An 18,658-nucleotide genomic window follows, 5' to 3' on the forward strand; every position below is an offset into this window, starting at 1 on the left:
TTTTTGTTATGCACTATCAACATTCTAGAAAGGGCAATCATATGATAAAAATCAATCACCTGACCATCACACAAAACAAAGATTTACGAGACCTTGTCTCTGATCTCAGTATGACCATCCAAGACGGAGAGAAGGTCGCTATTATTGGCGAAGAAGGAAATGGCAAATCAACCTTGCTTAAAACTTTAATGGGGGAATATTTGTCTGATTTCACTATCAAGGGAGACATCCAGTCTGACTATCAGTCACTAGCCTATATTCCTCAAAAACTTCCCGAGGAGCTGAAAAAGAAAAGTCTACACGACTACTTCTTTTTAGATTCTATTGATTTAGACTACAGTATCCTCTATCGTTTGGCTGAGGAATTGCATTTTGATAGCGATCGTTTCGCTAGCGACCAAAATATTGGCAGTCTATCAGGGGGCGAAGCTTTGAAAATTCAGCTCATCCATGAGTTAGCCAAACCCTTTGCGATTCTCTTTTTAGATGAACCTTCAAATGACCTGGACCTTGAAACAGTTGATTGGCTAAAAGGTCAGATTCGAAAGATTCGGCAAACCGTTATTTTCATCTCCCATGATGAAGACTTTCTTTCTGAAACGGCAGATACTATTGTCCACTTGCGACTGGTCAAGCACCGAAAAGAAGCTGAAACTCTAGTAGAGCATTTAGACTATGAGAACTATAGTGAGCAGAGACAGGCTAATTTTGTCAGACAAAGTCAGCAAGCTGCTAACGACCAGAGAGCCTATGACAAAACCATGGAAAAGCATCGCCGAGTCAAACAAAACGTAGAAACTGCTCTTCGAGCTACCAAAGACAGTACTGCTGGGCGACTATTGGCTAAAAAAATGAAAACTGTTCTCTCTCAAGAAAAACGCTACGAAAAAGCAGCTCAGTCCATGACCCAAAAACCACTTGAAGAGGAAGAAATCAGACTTTTCTTCTCAGACATTCAACCATTACCGGCATCTAAAGTCTTAATCCAACTGGAAAAAGAAAATTTGTCCATTGACGACCGAGTTTTAGCTCAAGAACTACAACTAACTGTCCGTGGGCAAGAAAAAATCGGTATCATCGGCCCAAATGGTATTGGGAAATCAACTCTGTTAGCCAAATTACAGCAACTTCTTAATGATAAAAGAGAGATTTCGCTTGGTTATATGCCACAAGATTACCACCAAAAACTGCAATTAGATTTATCACCAATAGCCTATCTCAGCAAAACTGGGGAAAAAGAGGAACTGCAGAAAATCCAATCTCACTTAGCCAGTCTCAATTTCAGTTATCCAGAAATGCAGCATCAAATTCGCTCCTTATCTGGCGGGCAACAGGGAAAACTCCTGCTTTTGGATTTAGTCTTGCGCAAACCAAACTTTCTCCTTCTGGATGAGCCCACACGAAACTTTTCTCCAACTTCTCAACCCCAAATTAGAAAACTCTTTGCCACTTATCCTGGTGGTCTCATTACTGTTTCACATGACCGTCGTTTCTTAAAAGAGGTCTGTACGAGTATCTATCGTTTGACAGAAAATGGTTTGGAAGTCGTTGATTTAGAAGATTTATACTCATGAGGATAATTATTTGCTTTGGAGCGCTATTTGAACATTATAATAGGTGATACATCTTATGTTCACAGTCAAGTCAATCATTTCTTGTAATCAACTCTAAATAGACGGATAAAAACTACTTCTAACTATCAAAAAACGAGCACCTCCTCAGTTGGAAATGCTCGTTTTCTTATGTTGCCATGGTTTATAATTACAATGAGAAATGGGAAACAGCCTTGAATGGCAAAATCTCCTAGATCTCCGACTACCAACTTTTTTACTCTACTGGTTTTTCTTGATTTCCAGTACTTGTTGGAGATTCTGTTGTTTCCTTTTCTGAAGTTGATTCAGCAGGTTTAGAATCTGTTGCGTTGCTCGGTTTGTTTTCGTCGCTGGCAGTTTCACTGTTAGATTCCGCAGCTGCTGATGTTTCAGTTTCAGTACTGGTCTTCTCAGACTTTGCTGCTGGAGTTGCTTCTTCAGTTACGCTTGATTTTGACTTGATTTCTTGATTCAAGACCAGAATAGCTTTTGTCAATTCAAGTAAAGCAGCCTTATCTTTACTCTTGGCAGAAAGTTGATCTAGTAAAGCATCTACCTTGTCAAAGTCCTCATCAGAACCCTTATTGTTTTCTAAGTAAGCGTGAAGCGACATGAGGATATCATAGAGTTTTTGATAGAGTACAAGTGTCTGAGGATCTTGCTCAGTATTTTCCTTCTCTTGTTGAAGGGCGCTAGCGATACGAGTCAAGACATCTTTCACCTGACTGTTTACTTCATCCAAGTCTGCATCAGCCTTGTTTGTAGCAGCTTTAAGATTTTCTACTTCTTCTGCCAAGGATTGTCTGATTCCTTCTTCTTGGATTTGTTCCAAGAGTTGAGTTGCCTTGCTCAAGAGGCTTTCTACTTCTTCCTTGCTAACATGATTGACATGTTCTTCAGGCATAAAGTCTCCGTACAATTCTTTCAAGAAGCCATAAATAGCTGTCTTGGCACTTTGATTATCAACTTTTTCAGTATCTAGAACTGTCTTAGTCGATTTAGCAGTAGTTGGTTGAGCTTTCAAAGCTTCTTCCACTTCTTGTTTTGCCTGATAGATGCTTGGGAATAATTTGTTCAATTCTGCTGCCTTAAGGAAGGATTGAGATTGATACAAGGTCCAAGTCAACTGAGCTACTTTGTTTCGAAGTTCATCACTCAAACGACCGTCATTTACGTGTTCGTAGAAGTACTTGATGTATTCTACAGTTGTAACACCTGTTCGATCATTAAAGTCTTGAAGAGCTTGAAGTTGTGATTCAACCGCTGCTAAAGCAGCCTCATCTTTAGCCAACTTAGCTTCCTGGAGTCGAACGAGAAGGTCTTTCTTAGGAAGTCCATAAGAGTCTGTATCCAGTGTATTGATTTTATCAATCAAGGCCTGATATTTCTTATCTAGAGCGCTTGTTTTAACAGGCTTGACACTTTCATCAATATGGATATATTGCTTATCAAAGAGATCCAGTGTTGCAAGATAACCTGCTGTAGAGTTAGTTGCCAGTTTCTTCATGTTTTCAGTAAACTGACCTAAAGCTAACTCAATCTGTCTTTGTTCGATAGGTTTGTCTTTATAGATGTTTCTGCTTTCAGCTAGAAGTTGGTCTACTTTTGCCAAAACTACCTTCTCATCAAACGCTCCAGGTTGGTAGTTGGATTGTAGAGCTGGAATTTTATTTTTCAAAGCCACTTCATAGCCCTTGGTTTGAACCTTGATGTAGTGATTGTGGTCACCATGAGGGATCACAAAACTACCATTTTCTACCTGCAAACTATAAGGAGACACACCATCACGTAAGGCAGTCGTATAGAGTTCATTTAGGAAATCAAGTTCTGGATTTCCAGTTTGAAGAGGAATCCGAACGTGTTCCTTACGAACAGCGTAAGGATGAATATGAGTTGGATCGTAGGCTTGGTCTGGATTTCCAAAGACAAAGAATCCGTTTGAAATTCTAATAGCTTCAAGTGGAACTCCGTATGTTTTAGAAATATAAGCAATTTTTTCTTCATCACTAGCATCTCTTGAGAAAGACTCTACCGTTTTAGCAAGAGGTTTTACAGGCTCTGCATCATGATGTGTTTTTAAATGGTCTTGTGCAGCCTTAATTTGCTCAGCTGTCAAATCCTTCTTGAAGAAGTAATGATTGTGGTCACCATGACTCATGACAAAACCTTGCTCATCCTCACTGATGACACGATTGGCATCAAAACCATGATCGTGTTCTTCACGATGATGATGTCCATGATCATCACCATCGTGCTCATCATCATGAGCTGTACTTGGTGTTACTGTATTTGCACCTTTCAAGTGATCTTGCGCTGCCTTAATTTGGTCTGCTGTCAAATCCTTCTTGAAGAAGTAATGATTGTGATCACCGTGACTCATGATAAATCCTGCTTCATCTTCAGCAATAATACGATTGGCATCAAATCCATGTCCACCTTCTTCATGTTCCTCATGTGAAGTTCCTGGATTGATTGGAAGAGATGGCGAAGGTGTTGTTAGACCATTATTTGGAAGAGTCGGTTGACCAATTATGGTCGATTTTGGAATGTAATGGAAATGATCACCATGTCTTACAATATAAGCTGTAGCCGTTTCTTCAACGATATCTTTTGGATTAAAGATATAGCCATCAGAAGTTGAAGAGAGTTCCTTACTTATCGTTGAAGAAGAAGGATTGTTTGAAAGACTTCCTAGTCTAGACGCTACTTCATGAGGTTTTTCATTTGTAGAGACAGTAGAACCAGTTCCACCGATAGGCACCATTCTAGCAATCTTTTCTTCTAAAGGAGAGAGCTTGCTGTAAGGAATAAAATGATAATGGTTGCCATGCGGAATCGCAACTCCATTCGGTGTACGACTGACAATCTTAGCAGGGTCAAAGACTAAGCCATCTGATTCACTGTAACGTTGGTCGCTAGGTGAATCATAGAGTTCTTTCAATAGACTTTGGAGATTTTCAACTTTGCTTTCTGGCTTGCTAGTTGATCCGTGTGCTACAGATTGCGTGTTATTGTCACTAGCTGTTGAAGAATAGCTTAACTGACTCGGTTGCGTATTTTTTCCAGCTAGAATAGCTTTGGCTGCTGCTAATTCACTAGCAGACAAATCACTTTTTGGAATGTAGTGATAGTGACCTCCATGAGGAACGATATAGGCATCACCAGTATCTTCAATAACGTCAGCTGGATTAAAGACATAACCATCATCTGTTGTATAGCGTCCCTGAGACCTTGCTACAGCAACATCAGAGCTGACCTTCTCCTTATCTTTGACATGTTCTTGTTTTTGACGGTTGATTTCATCTTTGGTTCGAACATTATCAGCATGAGCTGTATCTTTCAGGTAGACATAATACTTTCCATCGACCTTGATGATATAACCACCCTTGACTTCATTTACAATATCTCCATCTTTAAGTTGATAGTTTGGATCCTTCATCAGAAGTTCTTCACTAAAGAGGGCATCATAAGGAACTTTCCCATTATAGTAATGATAGTGATCACCGTGTGATGTAACATAACCCTGATCTGAAATCTTGATAACAATTTGCTCAGCCTGAATTCCTTCTTTCTGGCTAACCTGATCTGGTGTCAGGTTTTCAGTTTTCTGACTTGACTGGCTGCCATCCACATAAGAGACACGATTATCGTCCTTATTTTCCTGCGAACGATGCTGATTTAGCACATAAGCGCAAAGACTCAAAGATACGATAACAGCTGATCCAGCTGCTATATATTTTTTACTGAATTTCATAAATCCCTCATTTCAATAAATGATGAAGCTTTTTAACTTCTTTTGCTTGGTTAAACAGTTTTTTCTAAACTGGTTATTTAACCAATTAATTAACCAGTAAATAGTTTACCTTTTTTAAGATTATCTGTCAAGATTTTTATAATATTTTAAAAAATAAAAGCCAGTATTGCTACTGACTCTTACATCATTTTGATTTAATAGGATAAACTTATGCTTCTGATTTCGTCGTTACTGACTCACTACCTTTTTAACAAAGCAAGTAATTTTTCTGCTTCTGCCATGATACCATTATTATCCATGGTTTGGAGGCTCAAGTTATTTCGTAAACCAGATAGGCTCTCTGTCACATTGTCTTTCAAACTAGCATCCGTTACTTTAGCAAGTAGAGCTTCTACTTCTTTGAGTTTGGCTTCTACTTTTTCGGTTTCTACTTGAGGTACTTCAGCTTCGTCTGTTGTATCTTTAGATACTTCTTCTGTCTCGTCTTCATCAGTGCTCGGTTTATAAAGATTATCTACTGAAGGGGTTGAATCTGTATGATTTTCTTTGTCATTGGATTCAGGACGGGTTGACTCGTCTGATTCATGATGATCTTCCTTATCTTCATCAGATTTACTGTCTTGGTCTGCCTTATTTTTACGAACATGGTCGCTGGCATTTCCCCAACCATTATCTGAGTGAGGACGTTCTTCAGGATGTTCAACATAATATTTTACAGTCGCAAAGAGATCCTCAAGGCTATAACCCTTAGGTGCTTCATAGAGTCCTTCGTCAAACCAACCAAATTTAATGTTATGGTAATGGTCGTAATGAGGTATAATCAAGCTACCATTTTTAACTTCAACAGTATGTTGTAGATTGTAAGGAATATGATCAAGTGGGACCTTCTTAGCTGCTTTCACTTTATTATAGATTGCTTCTACTCCTTTAACCTCAGTATTTCCTGAACCCTGATTCTCTGTTGAAGGAGGTGTCAAACCTTTCTCTTTAGCATAAGCCTGGGCTGCCACTCTTTCAGCTTCAGACAAGCTCTCTTTCTTAATCCAATGACTATGGGTCATATGCGGAGTTACATAAGCATCTCCCTCATCACTGGTAATATCACGAATGTCAAAGATATATCCATCTTCTGTTGTATACTTACCTGCTAATTTCGCTAATTTAATTTCATCGTCTGTATAAGCAATTTGAGCATTTGGTTTTCCAAGTCGCTCTGGATGGGTAATTGGTGCTAGGAATGCCAATAAGTCATCTACCAATTTTCCTTTATTAGAAGATTCATCATTCAAGCGTTCTGCTAACTTGTCCAAGGCTTGGAAATCAGAAGTACGACCCTTATTTTCAGACAAGGCTTTATGGGCCTCGGTCAACAATTTATATGCTTTATCATAAAATTCTTGATCACGAGGAGCGACATTTTCTTTCTTCGCAACTAGAGCGTGTGTCTCTTGAGTTTTCTTAGACAGGAGATTTTCAATAGCATCAATCTTATCCTTGGCCAAATCTTTAGCTAGAACATAACGACTAACGCCCTTATCCTCGATAATATATCCTTCGCCAACTTTTCTAACAACCTGGTTGACATCAAGTTCAGTCTGTTTATTTTCCGCTGGTACTTGAGGTTTGGTAGTAGGGGCTGGCTTCAGAGGAGTAACACTTGGCAAGACACTGCCATTTTGTCCCTTGATAGCTATCATACGAGCCAATTTTTCTTCCAGCGGTGACATTTGCGAATAAGGAATAAAGTGATAATGATCTCCGTGAGGCACAGCGACACCGTTAGCTGTACGTTTGATAATTTGTGCCGGATCAAAGACTAGACCATCCGATTCCACATGACGTTCTGATAAAGGCTTGGCATACAATTCACGTAAGAGTGTCGGAATGTCTTCCCCTTGATTTTGATGATATGTTGGGGTGACAGTCAGGTTTGGAGTCTCTGTCAAACTTGGTCGGACTGGTTTAGCATTATCACTACTTGGTTTACTTGAGTTTGTAGAAGAATGAGAGCCCTGTTTACCATTCCAATAAGCTTGGGCTGCAGCCAGTTCTCCTGCAGACAAATCACTCTTAGGAATATAGTGGAAATGATTGCCGTGTGGTACAACAAAAGCGTCTCCTGTATCTTCAATCACATCTGTCGGACTAAAGACATACCCATCATCCGTTGTATAGGCGCCTCCAGTTCCTCGATTTGGTGATTGCGTATTGAGATTAAAGTTTGGTTTAATCGTTGAACTTGATGTTAAACTTGGTTTCTCAGAACTGCTTGGTTTCGGATTGTCAGAACGACCTTGAACTGGCTGACCTCCAATTGGAAGATTTCGAGCCAATTTTTCTTCCAAGGCAGACATTTGTGAATAAGGAATGAAATGGAAATGATCTCCGTGAGGAACTGCCACACCATTAGCTGTACGTTTTGTAATCTGTGCTGGGTCAAATACCAATCCATCAGACTCCACATGACGTTGGCTCAGAGGCAAAGCGTATAATTCTTGAAGAAGACTGGCTAAATCCTCATTTTGACTCTCAGGAGTTGTTGCAGGATTTTGAGGAGTTTCAGATTGACTCGTTCTGACAGTAGATCTTGTTTCGCCTCTGCTTGAACGGTATTCAACTGTACTTAATTGACCACCTTTTCCAGATAGGAAGGCTTGGGCAGCAGCTAATTCACTGGCAGACAAGTCACTCTTAGGAATATAGTGGAAGTGATTGCCATGAGGAACGATATAGGCATCACCTGTATCTTCGATGATATCAGATGCATTAAAGATATAACCATCATCCGTTGTATAACGTCCCTGTGCTCTGGCCGCAACTACCGCCTGGTCGTTAGAACCACCTCCATGATTATGACTGTGTTCCTGCTTCTGACGTTTAATCTCTTCTTTTGTCCGAATATTGTCCGCATGAGCCACATCCTTGAGGTAAACATAGTATTTCCCGTCTACCTTAATCACATAGCCACCCTTGATTTCATTGACAATGTCTGAATCCTTCAACTGATAATTCGGATCTTTCATCAGCAGTTCTTCACTGATGATAGCATCATAAGGAACCTTGCCATTATAGTAATGATAATGGTCTCCATGAGAAGTCACATAACCTTGGTCAGTGATCTTAATAACAATTTGTTCGGCATTGATGCCCTCTCTCTTACTGACTTCATCTGGTGTCAAGTTCTCTGCCTTTTGACCAGTCTGATCACCGTCTATATAAGCAACTCTATTCGAATCTTTCTTAACGTGACCAGCTTGATAACGTCCAAGTTCATAGGAGCAAACACTTAGGGCAAGGACCGCCACTGAACCAACTACATATTTTTTATTGATTTTCATTCTTGCCTCACTTTAATTCTTCTGCTAGAACACTCATATTTTCTTCAAGATTTTCTAGGTAAGTCTTGTCATTTTGTGGGTCTGCCTCTAAAGGATTCAGAGTTTTAAGACCCACACCTGTTGATTTGACAAGAGTTTCAGCTACTTTTGAAGAAGCATTACTTTCTGTAAAAATCGTTTTAACCTTATAGGTCTTAACAAATTCCTGAATTTCTGTTAGTTGTCTTGGACTTGGTTCTTGTTCAGGAGAGATACCTGCAATACCAAGTTGATTAAGTCCAAATCTCTTAGCTAAATAAGAAAAGGCTGTATGCTGTGTTACAAATGTTTTCTGAGTCGCTTTTTCAAATTTAGGCTGAAATTTCTTAGTCAATTCTTGAGCTTTTTTGATAAAGGCTTGCGCATTTTTCTGGTAAGTTTCTTTATGCTCACTATCCACCTCTGAAAGTTTATCAGCGATAATTTGCGCTTCTTCACCAGCTTTTTCTGGATCTAGCCAAGTATGAGGATCATAGAGCGTTTTTTCATCAACTCCATCCCCTGCTTCTACATCTTCTAGACCAGGGACACGTTCCAATGTCATTCCCTCTGAAGCCTCTAAAACCTTAACTTTGGATTTTTTTAGATTGGGATCCAGACTTCCTGCCCAAGATTCGAGCGTATGCGAATGATAAACAAAGACATCTGCATCATAGATGGCTGCAATGTCATTCGCTGAAGGTTCAAAGGAGTGAATCCCACTACTTGACTGAATCATCCGAACATCATTCAAGTCACCAGATACTTCCTTGACCATAGCGTAAATAGGATAAAAACTGGTCACAATCTTCATCCCTTTAACTGTCTGACTTTCCTTTTGACCACAAGCCCCTAAACACAAAAGAAAGACACTTAACAATACTAAAAATAAACTTTGTTTTTTCATGGATAACCCCTTAACTATTTAATTAACTGGTAAACATTCTACTCCTAAAAATTTAATCTGTCAAGCTATTTTTAGAAAAAATTTGAAATTTCTTTCACATATAAAAATCAGGGCCGCCTTGTTTTTCAAAAGTGATCCTTGCTTGGTCGTTTTGGAGGCTTGCTCAAAGCGATGGTTGTAGGACCAGTTTGGCAACCAGATGAGGGCCGCTAGGCCAACAAAGAGGGTCAATAGGATAACAAAGGTCTGCCAGGAACTAGCTTCTACAATCGGTACAGCCACCATTGAACCGACCGTTCCCGCTAAGCCCATCATGGTGATATAGACGGTGGTATAGAGCCCAACCTTAAGTGGGAAATGCACGGAGACCAGACTGGGCAGGAGGACATTGATAATGGCCACTGAAATACCGATTAGGATGGTTCCAAGAAAGAGCCCTGCTACACCTACAATCCGAAGCAGGGAGCCAGCTGTCATGACCAAGAGGGCCAGGCCCAAGAGTTTTTCCAGACCCAATCGAGCCGCCCAGCCAGGAGCCAGGGAAGAACAAAGGGCAAACATGACGAGGGGCAGAGAAGTCAAAATGCCCAAGTCACTGACTGAAACACCCAGGCCAGCCGCAATATCCGTCAAAACAGCTGGAATCGCAGTAAATGGGACCCGCATCACGGCCCCCATCATCATCACACCAATCAATAAAAAGAATGATTTTTTCTTGTTACTAGAGTTTTTCATACACCTAGTATAGCATAAGTTTTGCTAGGGAGTAAATAATTGAATGGTTCAAAGAATTTTTTTTGAAAGGAGGCTACTCCTGCTCCCCTTTTCTATCAGATGTTGCCCAATCATCAGAAGTTGAGACTTCTTTACTCGTAAGGTATAGAAGAATAGATTCTCCAAAACCATATAGATTGACAGTCCAGAAAGTAAGAAGTAAGAGGTTCCGATGACTTGTTCAATCTGAGTTAGGGTAGCAATCCCTTCTCGTAGCACTTTATAGAGGGGGGCATTTTCTTTTAAAATGGTCCAAATGGCTTTCAAAGTCGCTTCCATGTCCCCAAGGCTTTGTAAACTAAGGCTCCGCAGCTTGTCTAAAATCTGTTCAACAGTCGCTTGAAAATCATACTGTCCAAGCTCGCCAGATAGCTGGTAAATCTGCCATCCCTGGATGATCAGGACAAGCAGGACAGCCAAAATAGCCCCAGCCATCAGCCAGATTAGCCCGTAATAGGCCCAGGTCAGGCGCATCAAGGAAGGACTAAGTCCTCTTTCTCTCTTCAAAATGCCCAGCAAGTGCATATTTCCCCAAAAGTAGAGGATGAGCTGACCCAGAAAGGCAAGAATCAAGAAAACTCCCATCCAAATTAGTTTTTGGCTGATAAAGGTGCCGAATTCACCTGCCAAAAGGGCGTCCAGATAGGCCATGGAGGGAGTCAGACTGGCTTTGATGATTCCCTGGTAGATGGCCGGCTGGAGCATGAGTAGGACAAAGATAAGCAAAGCCCAAGAGCCATGGAGCAGCCGACTGAAATTAGGCTTCACCATGAACTCTTCCTGCTTTCACTTTTATACCCATCCACCGTAACATGAAGATGAGAATGAGGGCAATGGGCCAAAGTTTGACTGGGAAAAAGAGGGAGATGAAGATACCTGCCAGCCACTCCTTCTGCAGCAAGGTGACCGCCATAGAAAGGCTGACAACCAGAACGACAAAGAGGGGGTCGTAGCCTGGCAGCAATTGGGCCACTGCAAAGCCCTGCAGGATGCTGGCAAAGGTGATGGGAAAAATATCTCCGCCTGTCCAGCCTGTTTCCAGGCAGATTTCCAAAAAGAGAAGTTTGAGAAGGGACAGACCAAACAAAACTAGGACTGGTAGCTCCAGCCCCATCTCCACAACTGAGTGCATGGCATGCTGGCCAGAAAAGAGCAGGCTGGGCGCAAAAACCGCAATTCCAAAGATGGCAATTGCACCAAGCATGACTTTAGCAAAGAGAGGCAAGGAATACGCCTTCAAGACAGCTTTTATCTTTTTCATCAGCCAATAGTAGACTTTACCAAAGAGGAAGCCATAGAGCATGAGGGGCAAAATCAAAACCAATTCCGCCATCTGCCACTGGCTGTCACCCAGTTTGGTGATAAAGGAAGGTTGCTCGGTCATCCGCATCAGCAGGACAAAAATAATCAGGCCGTTGACAATGAAAAACAAGCGCTTCTTCTTATCCGTTCCCTTCTGGCTGGCTGGATAGGTCAGCAGGTATTGACTGGGATGGAAAAGCCTGACAAACTTATCTTGGAGGGGCAGGTGCTTCAGCTGCTCTCTATTAGCTTCTAGGTAACGGAGCTTATCCGCCTGCCAGATGGAGTAGGCAATGACTGCCCCCAACAAAGGGGCCTCTGGCCCAACTCCTGCTCCCATTACAAGGATGAGTAGGGCCAAGACCAGGCTGCGCCAAGTATGGCGGTAATTGACGGTCTGACCTTCTTTCAGCTCCTCCATCAGCTCATGGCTGGTTCTAGGCAGACTCCCCCACTTTCGTTTGAGGGCAAAGACCAAGAAGCCACCCACCAAGAGCAAGAGACCTTTATAAAGGTTGGGAAAGGGCACAGAATGCCCCCAGCTTTCCCACAATAGATGGCTGCCAAATTTTTCAGCCATCAGAAAGAGAAAGGCAACTAGGGCAATCAGACTGCTCAAGCAGAAGCCCGAAAGCAGGATCCTAAGATTTTGTTTCTTCATCACTTTTGATCCTCCTCCTTGGGCAAGAGCTTGTTCATCTCCATATAGTAGGTCACCACAATCCCTGACAGACAGCCGAAAAAGAGGAGGCCATAGAGAGACAGGATAACACTGACAATCCTGCCGATGGCTGTTGTCACCACAATATCCCCATAGCCCGTAGTGGTCGAGGTCACGAAAGAATACCAAATACTATCTCCGAAAGTCTCAATGGCAGGCTCAGTAAACAACAAGATCAGGGCTGCCAGAAAGAGATAACAGACAAAGGACAGGATAAAATTGGAAAAATGGGTTACCTTGACAATATGCCACAAAACCTGCAAAGGTTTCTTTTTTCTAAGATTCGCTTTCATGGTATTTCCTCCTAAAAGAGCGGACTCAAGACTCTTAGAACAGCCTGACCTGTCCGTTTCAGCAGTCCTTCTCCCAGCTCCTTCAACTGCACTTCTTCACTGACCGCAAAGGTTTCGAGATAGTCTTCTTTCAAGTCCTTGAGCGCGTCAACCTCATAAAGGAAGGTACCGCATTCAAAGTGCAGGTAGAGGCTGCGGTAGTCCATGTTGATGGTCCCAACGACGCCAACCTTATCATCTGCCAGATAGCTCTTGGCATGGATAAAACCTGGCGTGTAGCGATACAAGCGAACGCCTGCTTCCAGAAGCGGACGGAAATAGGATTCGGTCAGGGTGTAGACAGCCTTCTTATCTGGAATCTCCGGCACTACGATGCGGACATCTACCCCTCTTTTGGCCGCCATGGTCAGAGCCAGTGTCATCTCATGGTCGATAATCAGATAAGGGGTAAAGATGTAAACATAGTCCTTGGCATTCCAGAGGATATCCATATAGAGGTTCTCTGAAATCAGCTCCTCATCCAAAGGCGAATCGGAGAATGGCTGGACATAACCCTTGGCCTTTACGGACTTCTTAGGCAGATAGGCCGCAACATGGGTCTGCTCCTTGCGGCAGGCATCCCAAACCGAGAGGAACATGAGGGTCAGATTGGCAACCCCATCCCCTTCCAAGCGCAGACCGGTATCCTTCCAGTGGCCTAATTTGCTGTCCACATTGATGTATTCATCCGCGATATTGATGCCCCCGTTGTAAGCCACATTTCCATCAATGACTAAGATCTTGCGATGGTCGCGATTGTTCATTCCCAGAGCTAGATAAGGGACCATCGGGTTAAAGGTTACCACCTTGACGCCATTGCTCTCCAGCTCGGCCTTGAAGCCCTTTGGCAAGACCATCAGAGAACCCAAATCATCATACATGACACGGACATCCAGGCCTTCCTGTGCCTTGTTGATCAGGATATCCTTCATCCCATCCCACATCTGCCCTTGGCCGACAATGAAGTATTCAAAGAAGATAAAGGACTGGGCCTGCTCCATATCTTTGAGCATGGAGGCATACATGTCCTCACCCAGTTTGAAATAGGACACATCCGTATTGCCATGGCGGGTATAAGTGCCCTGACTGGCAATGTAGTCCGAAATTCCTTTGACCTCGTCTGCAATTGGGACATCTTGGGAAGAATAGTTAGTTTGCTCTAAGGCTTGTTCAATGCGGGCTTCCGACTCTTGAATGGCCTTTCTCAGCTTCTTAGCTGGTTGCTTGTTGGCAGAGATTAAGTAAAGAAAGGTTCCAAACATGGGCATGAGGCCAATCAGGATGAGCCAGCCAATCTTGTAGACCGGATTATCCTTGGAGCTGACAATAGCCAACATCATCAGGACACTGACAAGCCCCAAAATAGCTGTAATCACTGTGGAATAGCTGCTTAATTGGTAGAAAAAGAGCAAGAGCCAGGCCAGTTGTACAAAGAGCAGGATGGCCCCGATGGTGACCTTGTTAAAGAGGATATTTTTCAGCTTCTCCATATTGAAACCCTTTCTAACTTATGCTTTTTTAGATTTGAAATAGAGAACGATAGCCGCAATCCCTTGGTAGATAAAGACAAAGGCCACGGTATAGGTCACAATCACGCCTGTCATGAGTGGGTGACCCATCATGATGATCCCTGCGATAATCCCCAAAATACCCGTCCAAAGAAGGGTGCTGCCCAACTTCTTGTCCACTTTTTTGACTTCAAAACTCATAATCGTCTTGGAAACACCTGTAAAGAGGGCCCAGAAAGCAAAGATGAAGGGAATGAAGGTCACTTTTTCAAAGAAGGTCCCTGAGAAGAGCCAGATAGCCAAGAGAACCGTCATCACACCGGTGAAGAGGTCCCAACCGCTTTTCTCATCAGCTGAGAAGTATTTGATGATATCAGAAATACCGTTGACCATGAAAATGAGGGCAAACAAGATGGCAAAGGACAGAAGGCTGAGGGCTGGATTGGCCATCAGATAAAAACCTGCAAGAATGGATAAAACACCCGCTACGATAGACAACCATGATAATTTTTTAGACATAATAACTCTCCTAATATTTATTGTTTTTTTATTTATTTTTGTGTTGATTTCGAGGACAGGCCTCATACTGGACTTCTAATCATGAATCACTCCTTTTCACTTTTCATCCTTTAAAATGCCATAAATCATGAGATGAAGGACCTTTTTGAGGTCATTTTCATATTGGCTGGCCAAACTGCTGGTTCCTTGAGATCCGCTGGCCCCAGATAATAACTCCGAAAGAGTTGCTGGATAAAGGTCAGATAGTATAGGGCCGCTTCTTGGCTGATATAATCTTTGAGGGTTGACTCAGACAGTAATTTTTCTGAAACCTGACGATTCAAGTCCTCAAAAACAGCCTTTTCCTGTGCCACTTCCTCAGCAATTTCTGCTGGAGCTGTCATCCAAACCTCAAAGAAGACATGGCTGTGGTGAGGAAAATCCTTGGAAAAACGATGACGACGTTCCATATAGTCTGCTAGGCTGGGAATGTCACCTGACTCCCCACGGATGATGGACACAGCCTTCTGAAAGCTCTCACGGACGCAGGCCAGATAGAGCTCCGTCTTGCCAGAAAAGTTATGGTAAAGAATCCCCTTTGAAATCTTGTGATTTTTGCAGAGTTCATTGATGCCGAAGGCCTTATAGCCCTTTTGAGAAAACTCGATTAGGGCCGCTTCAATGATGCGCTCCCGAGTTAGCTGGGTTTTCAACTCTTTTTTCATCCTACTGCTCCTAAGCTTTTTTGACATTATAGACCAGTTGGTCTACAATGTCAACCCCTATGCACTAAAAAAATCTGCTGAGTTTCAATAACTCAACAGATTCTCACTTTATATACTCAATGAAAATCAAAGAGCAAATTAGGAAGCTAGCCGCAGGCTGCTCAAAGCACTGCTTTGAGGTTGTAGATGAAACTGACGAAGTCAGTAACCATACATACGGCAAGGCGAAGCTGACGTGGTTTGAAGAGATTTTCGAAGAGTATTATTCTTCTATGGTAGAATGCTTATAACCATAAGTAAAGTAAATAAGACTTCCTATCAACAAAGCAACTAAGAAAGCAACCCAAGTTTCCATATTATACTGCAACATGAAGGACAAACAAATGATGATTGATAAAATTGGTAATAATGGTACCAGTGGTGTTTTAAATTCTCCAGCTTTGGGCATCCCCTTTTCTCTCCGTAAGCGAATCAAACCATAAGCCAACATGATCAGATAAGACAAGGTACAAATATTTAAGAAGGCTGCGATACTAGCAAGAGGGAACATTCCTGCTGCTACTGCTGAAGCTAGACCTGTCAAAATAGTCGCATTTTTGGGTACCTTGCTAGTCTTCGTCAGTTCCTTAAAGGCAGCAGGCATCAATCCGTCACGTGCTAAACTGTAAATCATACGCGATAGGGCATAGGTCATCGAAATACAAACTGTAATCAAGGTCAAGATAGCCACTAATGACACATAATTAGCTGCCCAACTAATCCCAATGCTACGAAGAGCAAAGGAAACGGCATCGTCGACATTTAGATGGCTATAGTGAACCACACCAGTCAAGACAAGCGTCACCAGGGCATAAAGAATGGTTACGATAGAAAGCGATAAGACAATCCCTCTAGGAATATTTTTTTGAGGAGTCTTGACCTCATCTACGGCCATAGAGATGGATTCAAATCCCAAAAAACCGAAGAACATCAAGGACGCACCAGCCATAATACCAGTACTAGCACCATAGATTTGTCCAAAACCATAAGGTGCAAAATTGCTCCAATTATCAAGCTTGATATGCCAAATTCCCACCAAAATAAAGAGAGCTAAAGCGGAAAATTTCAAAATCACTAGAATAGAATTAAAACGTAATGCTGCTTTAGCATTGAGTAAAACAAGTGAGGTCACCAAGACCAAGACAAGAATAGGCAATAAATCAACAAATGTCCCTGCTTGAGGATTAAAGGTGCCATTTAAAGCCTGAGGAAGGGATATCCCGTATTGAGAAAGCAAGCCTTTAAAATAAGCTGCCCAACCCGAAGCTACGCCTGATATGGCTGTCATGAACTCCATCATGGTTAACCAACCAGCCAACCAGGCAGGGAATTCTCCTAAAATAGCATAGAGATAACTGTAGGCACCACCTGTAGCGGGTACCCGCGAAGCAAATTCTGCAAAAAAGAGGGCTGATAATCCCACACACAAGGCAGAAATGACGATTGAAATCACTAGTGCTGGACCAGCAAGCGTTGCAGCTGCAGTACCTGTAATTGTAAAGACACCTGTCCCTACCATGGCTCCGATACCCAGCAAAATCAAATCCCATAACTTCAAATGCCTGTGCATCTCCGTTTTATCTAAACTAACATTCTTTGTTCTAAATATATTCATCTTTGACTCCAAAATAAAATGATGATTCTATTTTACCATAAATATAGGAGATTTGTGAATATTTATAAAACATTTTTCTAAAAAAATCTGACTACATATTGTAATCAGATTTTATCGATTCTAGTTCATTTCTTTAAATGCTGCCTCTGCATCCGCGTTACTGATAACACCAAATTGAATCTTTCCAATCTTTCCTTGACTATCAATCAGGTATTCTGTAGGAATGCTTCGAATTTGATAAGCTTGGAAGGTTGTTGCTTTAGTATCATAAAGAACTGGGATATCTTTATATCCTTGGTCTTGGAACCATTGTGGGAATTGCTCGACAGTTTTTTCACCTTGAATTCCTGGTGCAATGACACTAAGAATTTCAAAATCGCGATCTGGTTTCGCAGCTAATTCCATCAACTCTGGCATACTTTTCTTACATGGGCCACACCATGAAGCCCAAAACTTCAAGTAGACTTTTTTACCCTTATAATCAGATAACTTAACTTCTTTACCATCCATAGATTGCAAGGTAAAGTCTGGTGCCTCTTTTCCAACAGCAATTTGTTGTACAGTCGTTTGTTGCTGTTGTTTTGGCTGTTGTGGAGCTTGAGTCTTTTTAGTTTCTTCCTCACCACAAGCCATCAATACGACTAATGACAATAGGCTTAAGCCAGCAAACATTACTTTTTTCATCTTTTCTCCTTTATTCAAAAATTCCAGCTAGAACATTTACTTGTCCTAATAGTAACAAAATTCCCATTAAAATAATAAGGAAACCACCAATTTTCTTTAGTAGCATCATATGACGTTTGATTTTACTAAAATAAGGCATTACTACACCTGAAGCTAGAGCCAAAACCAAGAAAGGAATGGCCATCCCCAGAGTGTAAATAAGAGTATAGATAGCTCCTTGCCAAGCACCATTGCCTCCAGAAGCCGCAAGCGCTAAAACAGAACTTAAAACCGGACCAATACAAGGTGTCCAACCAAAGCTAAAGGTAATACCGAGTAAAAAGGCTGACCAATAACGATTGGATTCTGATTTCTTGAAAGTAAAGCTTTTTTGAACCTCTAATTTCTTAAAATGAAAAATTTCCATCTGGTGAAGTCCCAAAATAATAATAATTGTTCCCATAACATATCGAAACCAATTTGCATAGAGAATATTACCAAAGTAACCTGCACCAAAGCCTAGAATAAAGAAAATGAGAGAGATACCTGCAATAAAGCAAAGTGTTCGAATCAAACCTGACCAGGCAACCTTTCTCCCAAATAAAGAAAAACTTTTTGCACTTTCCTGATCATCCAATAAAATTCCAGCATAAACTGGCAGAAGAGGAAAGATACAGGGAGAAAAGAAGGACAAGACCCCTGCTAAAAAAACGGAGATTGAAAAGACTATCGTTTCCAATAAAGAACCAACTTTCTTAAGAATTTAAACCTATTGTACTATAAATGTTAAAATTTGTATCAAGTTTGCTACGGTTAGCTGTATTATCTATGATATTATAATAAGTTTAACCTAAAATAGTACACCATGGTTT

At 41.6% G+C, this 18,658-nt stretch carries 14 protein-coding genes; 1 reads left to right on the forward strand and 13 read right to left on the reverse strand.

Annotated elements, in window-relative coordinates; genetic code table 11:
* Window positions 1-8: 8 nt before the first annotated feature.
* Complete coding sequence (locus ACORHU_RS05205) at window positions 9-1,574, forward strand: ATP-binding cassette domain-containing protein (RefSeq protein ID WP_434363799.1); 1,566 nt, start codon at window positions 9-11, stop codon at window positions 1,572-1,574.
* A 253-nt stretch (window positions 1,575-1,827) separates the two neighbouring features.
* Here the strand turns inward: ACORHU_RS05205 and ACORHU_RS05210 are convergent, their stop codons facing one another.
* From ACORHU_RS05210 to ccdA2, 13 genes are all read right to left on the reverse strand, one after another.
* Window positions 1,828-5,346, reverse strand: coding sequence for a pneumococcal-type histidine triad protein (locus ACORHU_RS05210; protein WP_434363800.1), 3,519 nt, complete (start codon window positions 5,344-5,346; stop codon window positions 1,828-1,830).
* Window positions 5,347-5,585: 239 nt separating this feature from the next.
* Window positions 5,586-8,684: a pneumococcal-type histidine triad protein gene (locus ACORHU_RS05215; protein WP_434363801.1), complete on the reverse strand. Its 3,099-nt coding sequence runs from the start codon at window positions 8,682-8,684 to the stop codon at window positions 5,586-5,588.
* A gap of 7 nt (window positions 8,685-8,691) precedes the next feature.
* Window positions 8,692-9,609, reverse strand: coding sequence for a zinc-binding lipoprotein AdcAII (gene adcAII / locus ACORHU_RS05220; protein WP_049534036.1), 918 nt, complete (start codon window positions 9,607-9,609; stop codon window positions 8,692-8,694).
* A gap of 60 nt (window positions 9,610-9,669) precedes the next feature.
* Window positions 9,670-10,344: an MFS transporter gene (locus ACORHU_RS05225; RefSeq protein WP_239682356.1), complete on the reverse strand. Its 675-nt coding sequence runs from the start codon at window positions 10,342-10,344 to the stop codon at window positions 9,670-9,672.
* A gap of 48 nt (window positions 10,345-10,392) precedes the next feature.
* Complete coding sequence (locus ACORHU_RS05230; RefSeq protein WP_143188770.1) at window positions 10,393-11,154, reverse strand: hypothetical protein; 762 nt, start codon at window positions 11,152-11,154, stop codon at window positions 10,393-10,395.
* Entirely contained in the window at window positions 11,141-12,346 is a 1,206-nt protein-coding gene (locus tag ACORHU_RS05235) for a chloride channel protein (RefSeq protein ID WP_420789638.1), read from the reverse strand. Before ACORHU_RS05235 ends, ACORHU_RS05230 begins: the two co-directional genes overlap by 14 nt.
* Window positions 12,346-12,699, reverse strand: a complete 354-nt coding sequence (locus ACORHU_RS05240) for a potassium channel family protein (RefSeq protein WP_031365520.1) — start codon at window positions 12,697-12,699, stop codon at window positions 12,346-12,348. Before ACORHU_RS05240 ends, ACORHU_RS05235 begins: the two co-directional genes overlap by 1 nt.
* Before the next feature lie 11 nt (window positions 12,700-12,710).
* Entirely contained in the window at window positions 12,711-14,228 is a 1,518-nt protein-coding gene (cls, locus tag ACORHU_RS05245; protein WP_434363803.1) for a cardiolipin synthase, read from the reverse strand.
* 18 nt (window positions 14,229-14,246) lie between these two features.
* Window positions 14,247-14,765, reverse strand: coding sequence for an HdeD family acid-resistance protein (locus ACORHU_RS05250; RefSeq protein WP_031365518.1), 519 nt, complete (start codon window positions 14,763-14,765; stop codon window positions 14,247-14,249).
* A 125-nt stretch (window positions 14,766-14,890) separates the two neighbouring features.
* Window positions 14,891-15,469, reverse strand: a complete 579-nt coding sequence (locus tag ACORHU_RS05255; protein WP_230315858.1) for a TetR/AcrR family transcriptional regulator — start codon at window positions 15,467-15,469, stop codon at window positions 14,891-14,893.
* A gap of 262 nt (window positions 15,470-15,731) precedes the next feature.
* Window positions 15,732-17,123: an APC family permease gene (locus ACORHU_RS05260; RefSeq protein ID WP_420789639.1), complete on the reverse strand. Its 1,392-nt coding sequence runs from the start codon at window positions 17,121-17,123 to the stop codon at window positions 15,732-15,734.
* Window positions 17,124-17,243: 120 nt separating this feature from the next.
* On the reverse strand, window positions 17,244-17,807 hold the full coding sequence (gene sdbB, locus ACORHU_RS05265) for a thiol-disulfide oxidoreductase-associated lipoprotein SdbB (protein ID WP_153197700.1): 564 nt from the start codon (window positions 17,805-17,807) through the stop codon (window positions 17,244-17,246).
* Window positions 17,808-17,817: 10 nt separating this feature from the next.
* The gene (gene ccdA2, locus ACORHU_RS05270; protein WP_153197698.1) at window positions 17,818-18,525 is read right to left on the reverse strand and encodes a thiol-disulfide oxidoreductase-associated membrane protein CcdA2; all 708 of its coding nucleotides are present in this window, start codon (window positions 18,523-18,525) and stop codon (window positions 17,818-17,820) included.
* Window positions 18,526-18,658: the final 133 nt, after the last annotated feature.

It is taken from the genome of Streptococcus sp. KHUD_015 (assembly GCF_051106265.1).
Taxonomy (GTDB): Bacteria; Bacillota; Bacilli; order Lactobacillales; family Streptococcaceae; genus Streptococcus.